Here is a 14,236-nt window from a genome sequence, read left to right as displayed (position 1 = left end):
GGCAGTCGTGCTGGTGGTGACCCTACCCGTTTTTCGTGTGGTCTGACCAGCACGAATACGTGGGTTCTGCACGCACCTCGTTGGAAGTGAGCAGTGGACGGTTTGAATGTCGGTGTCAGGCCGTTGACCAGGGCGAATGCGTGCACGCACCTCGACGCGGATCTGGTGCGTCGAGATGTAGCCGGGACTCTGTTTGGGGGAGGGTCGGGTTGGTCATGCAGAATTGCCTCCGGAACCGAAACAGGTAGGGGTGAGAGCCCGGTGCGGGCTCCCACCCCTAGAGGAGTTTCAAGCGGTCACTTGGACTGCTTGGTCTCCAACGCTTTCCGACGCTGCTCGGCAGCGAGGTTGCGTTTACGCTCCTCATCGGCGCGCTTACGCACAGCCTTCTGCTCCTTCGCGTAGCGCACCTCACTGACATTCGGCACCAACGGCGGCTGATCCATCATCGGACGATTCCCCTCTCACCGGGACTGTTGCGGACACCCCGTACCTCAGGGACACCGCCGTCGGTTCGCGCCGTACCCCCGGGGAGCTCCCGTTCGAATCACCCGCCTCGGCGGCGTGGGCATCGGCACCGGCGTATTGATGGCGCTCATCGAAAGTGCTCAACTTCGCTCAGCGAAAGTGCTCACCCGGTAGCGGTGATCACTGTAGCGGTTGACGGGTCCCGGTGACGGCTTTGCGGAGCGTCTCCGATCGTGCGTTGTGGTCGCGGAGCCGGTAGGAATCACCGGACATGTCGAGGACTACCGATCGATGCAGGAGGCGGTCGAGCATTGCTGCTGCGACGGTGTCGTCACCGAGAACCGTTCCCCACGAACCGACACCACGATTGCTCGTGATCACGATCGATGTCTTCATATACCGTTGCGAGACAACCTGAAACAACGCCGACGCCGCTTCTCCCGGCAACGGAAGATACCCGAGTTCGTCGATCACCAACAGTGTCGGACCGGCATAGAACCGCATCGTCGTCGCCCACCTTCCTTCGATCGCAGCCCGATGACATCGAGCGGCGAGATCGGCGGCGGTGGTGAAATACGTCCGGTACCCGGCATGCGCTGCAGCCCGCGCCAACCCGACCGACAGATGCGTCTTCCCGACCCCAGGCGGGCCGATGAGCAGCACATTCGTCGCGGTCTCCAAATATCTGCAGGTCGCGAGCTCATCGATCAGCTTCTTGTCGACCCCGGCGGCGTTGTCGAAATCGAAGTCCTCGAGCGATGCCGGGGTCGGCAGACACGCGAGCCGCAACCTGCCGGTCAACCGCCGGGCTTCGGTGGCAGCGACCTCGATCGAGAGCAACCGCTCCAACGCTGCTGTCATCGACAGTTCCTCCGCCGCGGCCTGGTCGAGGACCGCCGGCAGCGCTTCGGCGGCGTCGGCGAGTTTGAGGACCCCGAGATGCCCACGCAGACGTTGGTAAAGGCTCGCTGCTTCCGCGGTGTTCGGCGCGGGAAGTCGATCGGCGGTGGTCCGTGATTTCGGTGTGTCACTCATGCGAGAGTGTTCCTTCCCCGTGCGGCCCGCTCGTAGGCCGAGAGGTCGATGACATCCGATGATGCTGCCGCGGAATCGGTTTCAGCTGTTCCTGTCGAGTTGTGCGTACTGTGAAAATGGCTGCCACGCAATACTTCTGCCGCTCTGAGTGCATCAGGCCCGGGTGGTATCCGTTCCTTCCGGCGGTGCGGTTTGCCGGTGTTCGCGGTCGCCATCGCGGCCCGTTCGAGGGCGACGACATGACCGCTGTCGCGGACGATCATTCCGAGACCGTCGGCGGCGACCGCATGCCTGGCGACAGTGATGCCGGAGGCGGTGACAATGTCGAGATGACTACCACCGACCGGGCGGGTGACGGTGACCTGCGCGGACGCCAACTCCGGCGGCACGGAGTACTGGTTGCCGCGGTAGGACACCAATGCTTGCCTTGACGCCGTGCGGGTGTCGCCGAGGATGACCGGATACGCCGTGGCCGGCGGTGTCTGCAGGGGTTCGGCCGCTGCGAGGTCGGCGACAGTACTGGTCCCGTCCGGGGTGTGGCGGGTGCGATTGTCGGAGACGGCGGCGCAGAAGTTGTCGAGATGCGCTTGGGCCTGCTCGACGCTCATGTCCGGTAGCGACCGCCACCATCGCTGCGCTGCAGTGTGATTCGCCTTCTCCACGACACCTTTGCGGTTCCCTCGCCGCGGTGGGCAGATCGCGACCGAGACCCCGTAGTACTTCGCGACGCCGGCGAAGCTGGCGGTCACCGCACCGGACGCGGGGTAGCAGACAGTGGCCATCCGATCGAAGCGCCAGACTCGGGTGATGCCGCCGAGAGCGCGGACAACGCGGTCGAGATTGTCGACCAGATGCGGTTGATCCATCGACGGGGTCAGTACCGCCCGCCATTTCCCCGAGTGTGCGAGGGAGCCGACCCACAGGTGTGCTGTTCTGCCCCAACCCCATTCAGTGGGTGGGTTCGGGAGATCGACGTAGTCCCATTGAGTTTCTTCGCCCGGTGGGTGGTCGATGATGGCGTTGGCTCGGTCGGTTGCGGTCCTGCAGGCCAGGCAGATCGGGCGTAGTTTCTGTTGCCGGATCTTGCGGGTCATCGTCGGATAGGACAGTGCGAAACCCAAGGCCAACAGTTCGTCGAACAGGGCGACCGCCCACAGGTGCGGATCCTCGGTGAATCGGTAGCGGATGTAGTCGACGAAGTCCTCGAACGGGTCCATCGTGGACTTTCGTCGCACACCCGGGGTGGTGGTTCCGTTGATGTAGTTGCGGACGGTGCGGCGGTTACGGCCGGTGTGGCGGGCGATGTCCGAGATCGACATGCCTCGTTTGTGCAGTGCGGATATCTCCATGTCCTCTTCCCATGTAAGCATGAGATCGCGGGTCTCCTTCGGGACGCTGGTGTGTGGTCAGAGACCACCAGCATCGGAGGAGGCCCGCCCTCATTGGCGGAGCCACACGGGCGAGCACTTTCAGAGATCAGATCTGGGCACTTTCACTGAGCGCCGTCAGTATAGAGATTCGGCCGATAACGCAGTCGTATGTCAGCTTCGGACGCCCAGCACCGATAAACCGGTTTTATGTCAGGTAGATCCTTCAGGATCTCGACGCTCCTGTGGGCGTCGGTGGCACGCGAATCTCTCAGGGAGTCGTCTCGTCGCCGAGCAGATCGAGGGTGCGCTGCAACAGTGCTTCGATGCGGTCCTCGACGTCGTCGACCATGTCCGGGACATCGGCCAGGGCGGTGTGCGCTCGGCGCCGCGCGTCGACACCCGCGCGGTAGTACCCGGAATCGAGTTCAGCTGGTGTGGGCTCGGGGCGGACGATGTCGACCTGTTCGGCGTCCGCGCGTGATCTGCTGATGCGTCGTCGTGGGGTGTGTAGTGGTGAGATCCCGGTGCGGTGCGCGGCGATGACCGATCCGATCTCGGCAGCGGTCATCGGGGCGGCCGGCAGCGGTAGATGACCCCACCGGTCGATCGGGACCGCCACCGGACCGCCGCGGTGCGGCAGCGCGGTCATGTCGGGAAATGTGTTGCGCTGCAGATGTTGTACGAGCAAAGCGGTGGAGGGATAGCGGTCGGAGAACTGCAGGACCGTGTTCCACCGTTCCCACACGTCGACCGGCTGAAAGCCGGTGACCCCGTGGGGGTCGATCCGTAGTCGGTGGCGGCCGCCGATCCAGACGTTGACACCGTCGACGCTGAGGTCGCCCCGGTCGAGTTCTGCAATAGCGTTGTAGGACATGCCTGTTCCGGCCAAGAGAAGAAGTGCTGCGTCGCGGCGCCCGAACAGCGCTGCCGTCGATCCGGATGTCCGCAGTCCGGCAGCTATGGACTGGTACTGCGCGGCACGTCGGATGGTTCGGTCGGCGCGCGCAGAGGCCAATGCGAGCCGCAGCGAGGTGACTCGGCCTGGGGCGGGGTGGCCGGCGTCGAGGTGAGCGCGGTTGATCGCGGACACCCGCCGCAGCTGCACTATGTCGCCAGCAGGGTTCTCGGCGAAGAACTGCACCAGCGTGATCGGCGACGCGGGTAGTGGCGAGGTGTCGGCGGCGGCACACCAGTCGGCGAACAGTGCCCACTGGTAACGGTAGCTGTTCACCGCGCTCCCCTGTCTCGCCGCCACCTCCGCGAGGGTACCGGCCGGGGCCGACAGATCCAGTTCGGCGACGCGAGTTGTGACGTCAGCTGCTCCGTCGAAGATCTCCATGGCCCGGACGGGCGACGTCGCTCGTTTCCTCGGAAATCTGGTGACGCGGCAGTCGCCGATGCTGAGCGATGCCAAGAGCTACGGGACCCACAGGATCCCATGGCTCTCGGACGACAGTGCGAAGTTGGAAGATACCGCGCCACCAATTGCAGGTGCTCAGTGCGTGTCTGCGCCCGCCTACCGTATGAACGAAGCTCCGCAGCATCAATGTTGAGTTGATCCGCCAGCCGGGCCACCGCCACAGGCGGCGCCGAAGCCACCCTGTCCGGCACGAACCCCAGCCACGGCAGCGACACCCAGCCGATCTGCCGGACCGCGCCCCCTGCCAGGGGCGACGAATGCGATGTCAGCGCGTGTCAGCGTGAAGAACCGAAACAACTCTTCGCGAGTGATCTCCGGGAACTCTCGCAGACGCGCCAACTCCTCGTCCACGAACACACGCGTCGCCACGAAATCCCCCGCTCACAGGATGTCGACAGCCACGCATCAAACAGCTCACGCTGCAGCCCGAGACGGTTTACCAGCCCTGACCAGGGTTTACTCCATATCCGTTGTTTCTTCGCCCATTACTACCGCGACCCCTACATCGCAGCATTCTCCGCTGCTGCCGATATCGCGTGCAGCCAAGTCGGTTACCCTTCAGAGGGAACGGATCTGGTTGTGCCCCTAGTCGAGCGCGGCAGCCAGTCGGCCGGTCAGGCCGCCCTTCTGCAGTCTGCTGATGCCCTCTCCTATCTCGTCGAAGCCGATCTGCTCGATCTTCGGAGTGAAAACGCCAGTCGAGATCAAGTCGAGGACGGCTTTGAGGTCTCCTTGGGAGCTCCCCAAAGAGCCTTCCAGCCGAACCTGTTTGAGAACCAGGTCCTGTTTCGAAATCGTCGATTCTATGCTGCCCAGGCCTACCTGGACCACGACACCGCCTTGTCGTACCGCATGCAGCGCAGCACTGGTTGTGGTTTCGAATCCGGCGAAGTCGACAACGACGTCGGGCGAGTGCTCAACCAGATCGGCAGCGTCAGTGTAGGTTTGGGCGACACCCAGGCGCTTTGCCTCCGCGAAGACGTCTTCGTTGGTGTCCACCCCGTATACCGCCGCCCCTGTCAGCGCCGCGAAGCGGGCGCCGGCCAGGCCGAGTCCGCCTAGGCCGATGATTCCGACGACAGAGTCCTTGGTGACCCCGCCGACAGTATGCACAGCATGGTATGAGGTTGCGGCGGAGTCCGAGGCGACTGCGGCTTGGACCAAGGAGACATTGTCCGGCACGCCGATGATCTCGTCGTCGTAAATGACGGTTTTCTCTGCGTACCCGCCATCTCGGCCCAGACCCGGACCCCATGGTGGCGGTTTCAGGTAACCGATCGTCACACGGTCGCCGATCGAATGGCCGGTCACACCCTCCCCGAGCTCGGTGATGATGCCGCCGACCTCGTGACCGAGGACGATGGGGCGTTTGGCGATCCACGGCAGTCCGGGCCCCTCGATGATTCCGACATCGGAGTGACATAGACCCGCGCCCTTCACATCGACGACCACCTGCCCAGGTCCTGCGATCGGATCGGGCAGCTCGACCAGTTCGAGTGGTGTGTTGACCTCGGTAAACAACCATGCCTTCATGACGTACTCCGTTTCGTTCGGTGAATATGTGAGTGGCGCTGCGTCATGTGAGGGTGGGGTCGAGAATGATCCGGATCGGGTCGCCCTCCTTGTGCTCGAGCTGGTGAAGCGCTTGGGGGGCTTGCTCGAGGGGGGAGCGTACGGCTGATCGAGCCGCTGAGATCGAGACGCCCGAGCGCAGTGAGGCGCACGAGGCTCCTCTGCTCCTCGATCACCGACCCAAAGTGTCCCTTTACCTGCTGTTTATAGACGATCAGCCGTTGAGGGTCGGTCACCGTGAACGGCTGACCGCTGATTCCGACCAAGGTCAGCTGGCCACCCGCGCTGAGTACCGACAGTGCCTGCTCCTGCACCACGCGCACGCCGGCGAAATCGAAGGCATGGTCAAGGCCGCGACCTCCGGTCGCCTTCGTCAGCTGGTCGACGAAGTCCGGAGCTGTGGAGTCGAGTGCAATGTCGGCGCCGACCGCGAGCGCCCGTTCCCGAGCAACTGGCAATGGGTCGACAGCGACGATGGGTGCGGCGCCGATCGCGAGCAGGATCTGGACGGCGTGGATGCCGAGTCCGCCCAAGCCCCACACACCGGCGGACTGGCCAGGTCGGGACGCGGCGGTCGAAACGATCGCGCCCCACGGCGTCGAAACGGCATCTGGAAGGATCGCGCCCTGGTCGAAGGGAACGGAGTCGGGAAGCGCGATCAGGTTGGCGGCCGGCACAACGATGTACTCCGCCCACCCGCCGTCGTAGTCGACGCCTTGCGTGCGAGGGCCGTCGAGTTTGTCGGTGATCGGGAAGAGCGTGACACGGTCACCGGGCGCCCAACCCTCGACCTCGGAGCCCAGCTTGTCGACCACCCCGGAGACTTCGTGACCGAGGATCACGGTTCGCTTGGAACGGAAGATCGGTTTGATCTGGCCGGTGGCAAGGTGAACGTCGGACAGGCAGACTCCGGCAGCCTTCACCGTGATCCGGACCTCGCCTGGGCCGGGCTGCGGGATCGGAACGTCCTGCACCTTTACGGTGTGCGTGTCGTAATCGAGCACAGCGCCTCGCATGGTCCCACTCATGAAGCTGTCTCCGTTGACATCGGTGCGGCGGGGGTCAACACCTTGTCAAGGAACACAGTGATCGTGTCGAGGCCACGTGAATATGCAGCCAGGGCGGGCATGACGATGAAGTCGTGAAACGACCCCTCGAATCGGGCGATCTCGATGGGAGTTCCGGCGCTATCGAGGAGGCCTGCGTAGTGGAGGCCGTCGTCGCGGAGCGGGTCGTGTCCGGCCACGACCACGAGCGCCGGTGGAAGGTCGGCGAAGGAGTCGGCATTTGCCGGGGTGGCTCGGGGATCGGTGCGGTCGTCCTCCGTACGGAGGTACTGTCCCCAGAACCAGATTGTGTCAGCGGTGGTCAGAAGGGGTGCGTTGGCGTTCTCCATCCACGATGGGCGGTAGATTGCGTATTCGGTCGCGGGGAACAGCAGTACCTGGGCGGCCAGAGGTGTGGCGTTGCCTCGGTCGAGATGCGTAATAGCTGCCGAGATGTTCGCTCCAGCGCTGTCGCCGCCGATCGCGATGCGTGACAAGTCCAGGCCCAGGTCCGAGGCATTGTCGCGGAGCCAGGCCAAAGCCGCCTGGCTGTCCTCGACCGGGATCGGGAATTTGTGTTCCGGCGCCAGACGGTAGTCGACGGATGCCACGGCGATTCCGATCGTTCGCACGATGTCACGTACGAAGTAGTCGACGCCACCGTCGATGGAACCCATCGTCCAGCCACCACCATGGAGGTAGAGCAGGACAGGGACAGGGGCGTCGGATTCGGGTCGGTACAGCCGCACTCGCACGTCGCCGTGCGGTCCCGGTGCTTGGTGCTCGCTCACCTGGTGGACCTCGGCGGCCGGGGGTGTCTGTGTGTTCGTCTGTGCACCGAATGCTCGGACACCGTCGACGCCCAAACCTGACAGTCCAGCGGGTAGGACTGCGGCGAGCTGGTCGGCGACAGCCTGCGCATCGGGGTCGAGCGGTGAGGTGATCTCGTTGGAGGGCATTCTTGTTCTCCTATTGATTGGCGGGCACGAGAGTGTGCAGGGTCAGGCCCTCGAATGTTCCGGCGTCCCACCAGGTGTCCATCTGATCCCAGAAATCAACTTCGCTGATGCGGTAGGCGTCTTGGAAGAACGCGTGCGAAACGTCGCCCTGACCGTTGTAGTAGCCGGGAGTGCAGGTTGAGGAATACTGGAGGTATCCCTCGGCGGCCTGCTGGACCTTCGAGACCCACGCGTTTTGCGCCTCGAGATCAGGCTCGATCGAGTTGATTTCGTGGCGTACTGCGTGATTGATGATGCGCGCGACATGATGCGCCTTCCGGTCGAGCATGTACGCGAAATTGACCAGGTAAGCGTTCTGGCTCAACCCCAATTCAAAAAAGTTGGGGAAGCCATGAGTGACCAGCCCGTGAAGTGTCTTCGTTCCATCGGAGAAGTAGTCACTCAGCAGCTGACCGTTGCGTCCGGTCACGTCATAGCCGTAGCGCGATGGGGATGAACTTCCGGTCTCGAATCCGGTGGCGAAAATAACGAGATCGACGTCATATGTCTTGCCCGCGACGACGATTCCGGTCTCTGTGAGCGCATCGACACCAGTCGGAGCGGAGATGAGGTTCACCGAGGGGCGATTGAATGCAGGGTAGTACCCGTCGTTGAACCCGGGCCTCTTGCAGAGGTAGCCGTACCAAGGCTTGAGCGCAGCAGCTGTAGTCTCGTCCTCGACGATCTCATCGATTCGTTTGTGGATATCGAGAGTCAGCTGCATATCTGCGATCTCAGCTAACGCCATCTGATCCTCGACTGGCAGCGAAGACGGATCCACATCGATCAGCGCATGGCCGTTGAGATAGGGAAAAACTCTAGTCCAATTGTCACTGACCAGGTCTTCATCCAGGTCATGGCCATTGACCAGACCGTTGAAATTACGGTGACGCGCGGACTGCCAGCCCGGCTCGAGGCTTGCGGCCCAGTCGGGGTCGGTAGCGCGATTGTCTCGCGCACCGACCGTACTCGGGGTCCGCTGCACTACCAGCAATTCCTTGGCACTCGCCGCCACGTAGGAGACCGCCTGCACCCCACTCGCCCCGGTGCCAACAATCGCGACACGTTTGTCTCGTAACTTATCCAAGTTGCCGTGTTGATTGCCGCCGGTGTAGTCGTAGTCCCACCGGCTCGTATGGAAGATCTTTCCTGTGAAATCATTGATCCCCGGAATCCGCGGAACCTGGGGCTTGTTGATAACCCCGTTACAACGGACTACAAACCGTGCCCGCATGACATCGCCCCGGTTGGTTCGGACTTCCCATCGCTGCTTGATGGGCAGCCAGACTGTCGAGGTCACCAGAGTCTGAAACAACGCTGCACGGTACAAGTTGAAATGCTCGCCTATTCGACGCGCGTGATCCAAGATCTCGTCGCCGTCTGCGTACCTCTTGGAAGGGATATACCCGGTCTCTTCCAACAGTGGTATGTAGATGTGCGATTCGACATCACACTGCACACCTGGGTATCGGTTCCAATACCAGGTCCCGCCGAAGTCGCCGCCTTGCTCGACGATCCGGAAATCTGAAATGCCCTGCTTGGTCAGATAGGCGCCGGCACACAAGCCGCCGAACCCTCCTCCGAGAATCGCGACCTCGACATCCTCGACCACGGCGTCACGAACGAAGGGCTCAGCGTATCGGTCGACATCCTCGACCTCCAACACATCGGACAGCCCCTGAAACTGACCCAACGTCTCGCGCTTGAGTCGCCTGTCGCGCTCCTCTGCAAAACGCTGGCGGGTTCGGTCGGGGTCGAAGTCGACGCGAACGGGTGTACCTGACACGGGGAGCCTGACGGTCATGATCGATGGTCCTTTTGCTGATGGGGGATGGACGGGTGCCTGGATCAACCGATTCGCATTCATGAGTTTCTCGGTGACGACCAAGGAAGGGTGAGTATGTGATCCGCAACACGATCTGCGTATAACTAACATCTCACTCGACACGGTATCGTGTCAAGCATCACAATGTTGATTGACATCGTACGTAGTCGCGCAGTTCGGAACGCGTGGTCCATAGAGGTGTCGATGTCCTGCAGTGAGTGCTGGTCGGTCCTTCACGGCCCGCCCACCCCGGTCGGTTTATCCGGCGAGCCGGAAGGAGTCACTTCCGGCGCTTTGCGGCTATTGACGCGACATGCTGTCGAGTGAGATCGTACAGTGAAAATTGTGCTTTACGCCACAGCGTTCCACACGCAAGCGATTTCCGAACCGGCGTTTCGCCCCCTCGGCGAGCTGATGATGTCCTCACCGAGCTGTAGCTGAATGCGATGTCTGAAGATAAAACCGGTCGGCCTCATGTAGTCCTCAACCGTGCCGCGACCAACCAATTCCTCGATGATCAACTAGGAGCTCACGACCATGGCCCTGTCCTATTCCCAAGGAGACAACGCACCCCTCCTGGACCTCACGATTCCGCAATCGTTGCAGCAGACGGCGGAGGCTTTTCCAGACAATGAGGCGCTCGTGGAACGGTCCACAGGACGGCGCTGGACCTACCGAGAATTCCGACATCACGTCCAGACCCTCGCAGCATCGTTCGATCGCCGCGGTTTGACGCGCGGCGATCGGGTCGGCCTGTGGTCACCGAACCGGGCCGAATGGACGTTGACACAGTACGCAACCGCCGAACTCGGCTTGGTTCTGGTCAATATCAACCCTGCATACCGTCAGAATGAGCTGGAATTCGCACTCAATCAGTCAGACATTCGCTGGATGATCGCCGCACCGGAGCACAAGGGCGCCGACTACGCGGCGATGCTCACCGCAGCCAAACCGAACTGCAGCCACTTGGAAACAATCGTCTTACTGGGATCACCCGAATGGGACGACATGTTCGTCGAGCCGACCCCAGAGGAACTGGACAAGATCGCGGTGAAGACCTCGGTCTTGTCGACCGACGATCCGATCAACATCCAGTACACCTCCGGGACAACCGGCAACCCCAAAGGTGCCACTCTCTCGCATCGAAACATCCTCAACAACGGCTACTTCGTCGGTGAGCTACTCCAATACACCGAAGCCGACCGAATCTGCATTCCGGTACCCTTCTATCACTGCTTCGGCATGGTGATGGGCAATCTTGCAGCGACCACCCACGGAGCGACGATGGTAATACCGGCCGACGGATTCGACCCTGCCAAAACGCTGGAAACCGTCGTCGAGGAAAAGTGCACAAGTCTCTATGGCGTGCCGACCATGTTCATCGCCGAACTTGCCTTGCCTGACTTTGATTCCTACAATCTCAGCAGTCTGCGAACAGGGATCATGGCAGGCTCGCCCTGCCCGGCCGAAGTCATGCGGCGGGTCATAAACACGATGAACATGGCCGAAGTATCGATCTGTTACGGCATGACGGAGACCTCACCGGTGTCAACCCAGACCAGGATCGACGACACGTTCGAACAGCGCGTGAGCACCGTGGGGCAGGTGGGGCCTAACCTCGAAATCAAAATTGTCGACCCAGACACCGGCGAGATCGTGCCGCGAGGACAGACCGGTGAGTTCTGCACCCGTGGCTACAGCGTGATGATCGGTTACTGGAATGAGCCCGACAAGACAGCCGAAGCCATCGACAGTGACCGATGGATGCACACGGGAGATCTGGCCGTCATGGACGACGCCGGGTACGTCGAAATCACCGGACGTATAAAAGATATGGTCATCCGCGGCGGTGAGAACATCTACCCTCGTGAGATCGAAGAGTTTCTCTATACTCACCCGGACATCCTCGACGCCCAGGTCATCGGGGTCCCTGACGCCAAATACGGCGAGGAACTCATGGCATGGGTTCGCCTCCGCGACGAAGCACTTACCTTCACATCTGACGATCTCAAGACGTTTGCGTCCGGCAAGATCGCCCGACACAAGATTCCGAAATATGTACATGTCGTCGACGACTTCCCGATGACCGTGACAGGTAAGGTCCGCAAAGTGAAGATGCGTGAGGTTGCTCAAACCCTGTTTGCCAACGGGTACGAAGCTGCCACGAAATGAACTTCCCGTGAGATCGGATATCCACCTCACACAGACGTACCCGTACTCGGTCCCCGTCCAGGGCGGGCTCTCGTTGGACGATAACCGGAACTCGTATCCTATGAGAATGACGACGGACTCGATCCAACCTCCCCCTGGTCGGCGGACGTCCATGCGGGACGACCAGAAGCGGCTGACTCGCGAACGTTTAGTTGCGGCAAGTTACGACGTATTCACCCGATGCGGCTACTCTGCCGCTACTATTCGCGACATCACCAACGCCGCCGATGTCAACCGTGCGACCTTTTACTTACATTTCTCGGGCAAACCGGAGATTTTTCTCGCCGCCGCCGATCATCTCCTTGCACGGTCTGCGTTCGATCATTGGAAAACACTAGACACAGCATTGATCACCGGAACACGTCGTTCGATCCACAACTGGCTGATAGACGCCACACAGTGGTGGCTCGACCATGCGGAATTCGTCTCCGCATGGAACGAGGCTCTTGCCATCGAGAGCACCCTGCGAAACTCACAGAGTGCGGTTTACGACCGTATCGGTCATTCGCTCACGCAGTATGAGGCGTCGCTACATGAAGGGCCGGAACGTCATCGGGCGGTGTTGCTCATCGAGATGCTCGTTCTGCAACTCAACAGCGTCATAACCCAGTATTGGCAGCCCGATACGTCCCCGAGTGAACGCGCAGAAACTTTGGACTTGCTTGCAGACATATGGTGCATGACGTTGCGGATCACCACAGCCTCCGCTTCCGCTTCCTAGCCATTTCCGAAATCAGAGGCCTGGTTCCCCCGAGCCACTGACGGCTCGGACAATTGCGAGTTCGGTGAGCCGTATGCGGCTGGACCGGCCGACCGGAAAGTTGGCCCTCAGGGGGCTCGCCAACCTTCCGGTCGGATCCACGGCACCTCGGTGCGTCACTTGACTACGAACGAAGCACAAAGATTTCGATCGGATACTACTTCGGAAACAACCGACCAGGGTCCACAAAGGTCTGGTCAGCGATAGAAGCGGTAGACGTGTCAGCTCCGGTCGAAATCTGAGCATGTAATCCGGTCGAAAAGTGAGCACTCATCTCGACTATTGAGGAGTGATCACTGTGGAGGACTGGGCGTTGATTCGTCGGTTGCACGGCTCGGAGGGAATGGCACAGGCGCAGATCGCCCGCGACCTGGGGTTATCACGGAACACCGTGGCGAAGGCGTGCGGGAAACTCTCGCAGGGTGTTCCCGGGTTCTGCGGCACCCTGGCGGTGAAGCTGATCCAGGCCCCGCCCTACGACCCGGAAACGAAGGGTGTCGTCGAGCGCGCCAACGGATACCTGCGGACCTCGTTCCTGCCGGGTCGATCGTTCACTTCACCGGCGGACTTCAACACCCAGCTCGCGGCATGGTTGTCGATCGCAAACGCGCGTGAGCATCGAGTGACCCGCCGGCGGCCGGTCGATGCGCTCGCCGCGGATCGGGCGGCGATGGCACCGCTGCCGCCGATGCCGCCGGCGGTGGGCACCACGATTACCACTCGGTTGGGCCGGGACTACTACGTCGGAGTCGGTGGCTCGTCGTACTCGGTGCACCCCGATGCGATCGGTCGGATGATCACGGTGAGATCCACCCTCGTCCGGGTGCAGGCGTTCTGCGATCACCGCCTCATGGCCGATCACCCACGAGTGTGGGGCACAAGCGCACTGATCACCGACCCCGTCCATGTCGGTCAAGCCAAAATGCTACGAGCGCAGTGCAACTCGACACATCGCGACGCCTCGCCGTCGACACCGGTCGAGGTGGAGGTCGCGGACCTGTCGGCCTACGACACCGTCTTCGGCACCGGAGAGGTCGCGTGATGGCCGCCCGCACAACGGCGCCGTCGGAGGCGGACAAGCTCATCGCCCACCACGCGCGGGCGTTGAAAGCGCCGCGGATCACCGCCGAGAACCACCGCCTCGCCGAACACGCCCGCAGCGCCGGGTGGTCGCTCGAGGACTACCTCGCTGCGGTCCTCGCCGCGGAGTCCAACGCCCGCGCCGAGTCCGGTGCCCGGTTGCGGATCAAGGGTGCCGGGTTCCCGGCGATCAAGACCGTCACCGACTTCGACTTCACCGCACAGCCCGGTGTCGACCGAGGGCAGATCGCCCGACTCGAAGGTGGTGGGTGGCTCGCCGAAGCCCGCAACGTGGTGCTACTCGGCCCGCCCGGCACCGGCAAAACGCACCTCGCGACCGCACTCGGTGTCGCCGCCGCGCATGCCGGGCACCGGGTATCGGTGTACACCCTCACGTGATGGTCCCCGTACAACCTCATATGTAGGTGCTCGGCGAGTCCTGTCGTAACTC

Annotated in this window: 12 protein-coding genes and 1 pseudogene; 4 read left to right on the top strand and 9 right to left on the bottom strand. The window is 62.0% G+C overall.

What is annotated here, in order from left to right; genetic code table 11:
* Positions 1-296: 296 nt before the first annotated feature.
* From R4P47_RS23565 to R4P47_RS23525, 9 genes and pseudogenes are all read right to left on the bottom strand, one after another.
* A complete protein-coding gene (locus R4P47_RS23565; protein WP_317785922.1) occupies positions 297-449 on the bottom strand; it encodes a hypothetical protein in 153 nt (50 codons plus the stop codon).
* 199 nt (positions 450-648) lie between these two features.
* Positions 649-1,503, bottom strand: coding sequence for an IS21-like element helper ATPase IstB (gene istB / locus R4P47_RS23560; RefSeq protein WP_317785921.1), 855 nt, complete (start codon positions 1,501-1,503; stop codon positions 649-651).
* The gene (locus tag R4P47_RS23555) at positions 1,500-2,873 is read right to left on the bottom strand and encodes a Mu transposase domain-containing protein (RefSeq protein ID WP_317785920.1); all 1,374 of its coding nucleotides are present in this window, start codon (positions 2,871-2,873) and stop codon (positions 1,500-1,502) included. The genes istB and R4P47_RS23555 overlap by 4 nt, the downstream gene beginning before the upstream one ends.
* Before the next feature lie 268 nt (positions 2,874-3,141).
* Positions 3,142-4,212 (bottom strand): hypothetical protein, encoded by a 1,071-nt coding sequence (locus tag R4P47_RS23550; protein WP_317785919.1) that lies wholly within the window; start codon positions 4,210-4,212, stop codon positions 3,142-3,144.
* Between the two features lie 128 nt (positions 4,213-4,340).
* A pseudogene (locus R4P47_RS23545) lies at positions 4,341-4,662 on the bottom strand (DUF4158 domain-containing protein); the annotation flags it as partial.
* 216 nt (positions 4,663-4,878) lie between these two features.
* Entirely contained in the window at positions 4,879-5,745 is an 867-nt protein-coding gene (locus R4P47_RS23540) for a zinc-binding dehydrogenase (RefSeq protein WP_317785918.1), read from the bottom strand.
* A gap of 77 nt (positions 5,746-5,822) precedes the next feature.
* Complete coding sequence (locus tag R4P47_RS23535) at positions 5,823-6,869, bottom strand: zinc-binding dehydrogenase (protein WP_317785917.1); 1,047 nt, start codon at positions 6,867-6,869, stop codon at positions 5,823-5,825.
* A 20-nt stretch (positions 6,870-6,889) separates the two neighbouring features.
* Positions 6,890-7,870, bottom strand: a complete 981-nt coding sequence (locus tag R4P47_RS23530) for an alpha/beta hydrolase (protein WP_317785916.1) — start codon at positions 7,868-7,870, stop codon at positions 6,890-6,892.
* Between the two features lie 10 nt (positions 7,871-7,880).
* Complete coding sequence (locus R4P47_RS23525; RefSeq protein ID WP_317785915.1) at positions 7,881-9,713, bottom strand: NAD(P)/FAD-dependent oxidoreductase; 1,833 nt, start codon at positions 9,711-9,713, stop codon at positions 7,881-7,883.
* Between the two features lie 558 nt (positions 9,714-10,271).
* On the opposite strand from R4P47_RS23525, the gene R4P47_RS23520 reads away from it, so the two are divergent.
* The 4 genes from R4P47_RS23520 to R4P47_RS23505 all read left to right on the top strand — a co-directional run bounded on the left by R4P47_RS23520 (position 10,272) and on the right by R4P47_RS23505 (position 14,184).
* The gene (locus tag R4P47_RS23520; protein ID WP_317785914.1) at positions 10,272-11,906 is read left to right on the top strand and encodes an AMP-binding protein; all 1,635 of its coding nucleotides are present in this window, start codon (positions 10,272-10,274) and stop codon (positions 11,904-11,906) included.
* 106 nt (positions 11,907-12,012) lie between these two features.
* Entirely contained in the window at positions 12,013-12,666 is a 654-nt protein-coding gene (locus R4P47_RS23515) for a TetR/AcrR family transcriptional regulator (RefSeq protein ID WP_317785913.1), read from the top strand.
* Between the two features lie 328 nt (positions 12,667-12,994).
* On the top strand, positions 12,995-13,747 hold the full coding sequence (locus R4P47_RS23510) for a Mu transposase domain-containing protein (RefSeq protein ID WP_317785912.1): 753 nt from the start codon (positions 12,995-12,997) through the stop codon (positions 13,745-13,747).
* On the top strand, positions 13,747-14,184 hold the full coding sequence (locus tag R4P47_RS23505) for an ATP-binding protein (RefSeq protein ID WP_317785911.1): 438 nt from the start codon (positions 13,747-13,749) through the stop codon (positions 14,182-14,184). Before R4P47_RS23510 ends, R4P47_RS23505 begins: the two co-directional genes overlap by 1 nt.
* Positions 14,185-14,236: the final 52 nt, after the last annotated feature.

The sequence above is a fragment of the Rhodococcus sp. IEGM 1370 genome, from assembly GCF_033142325.1.
Taxonomy (GTDB): Bacteria; Actinomycetota; Actinomycetes; order Mycobacteriales; family Mycobacteriaceae; genus Rhodococcoides.
Note: the sequence above shows the minus strand (reverse complement) of the source record. Positions and strands in the feature narration are given on the sequence as shown.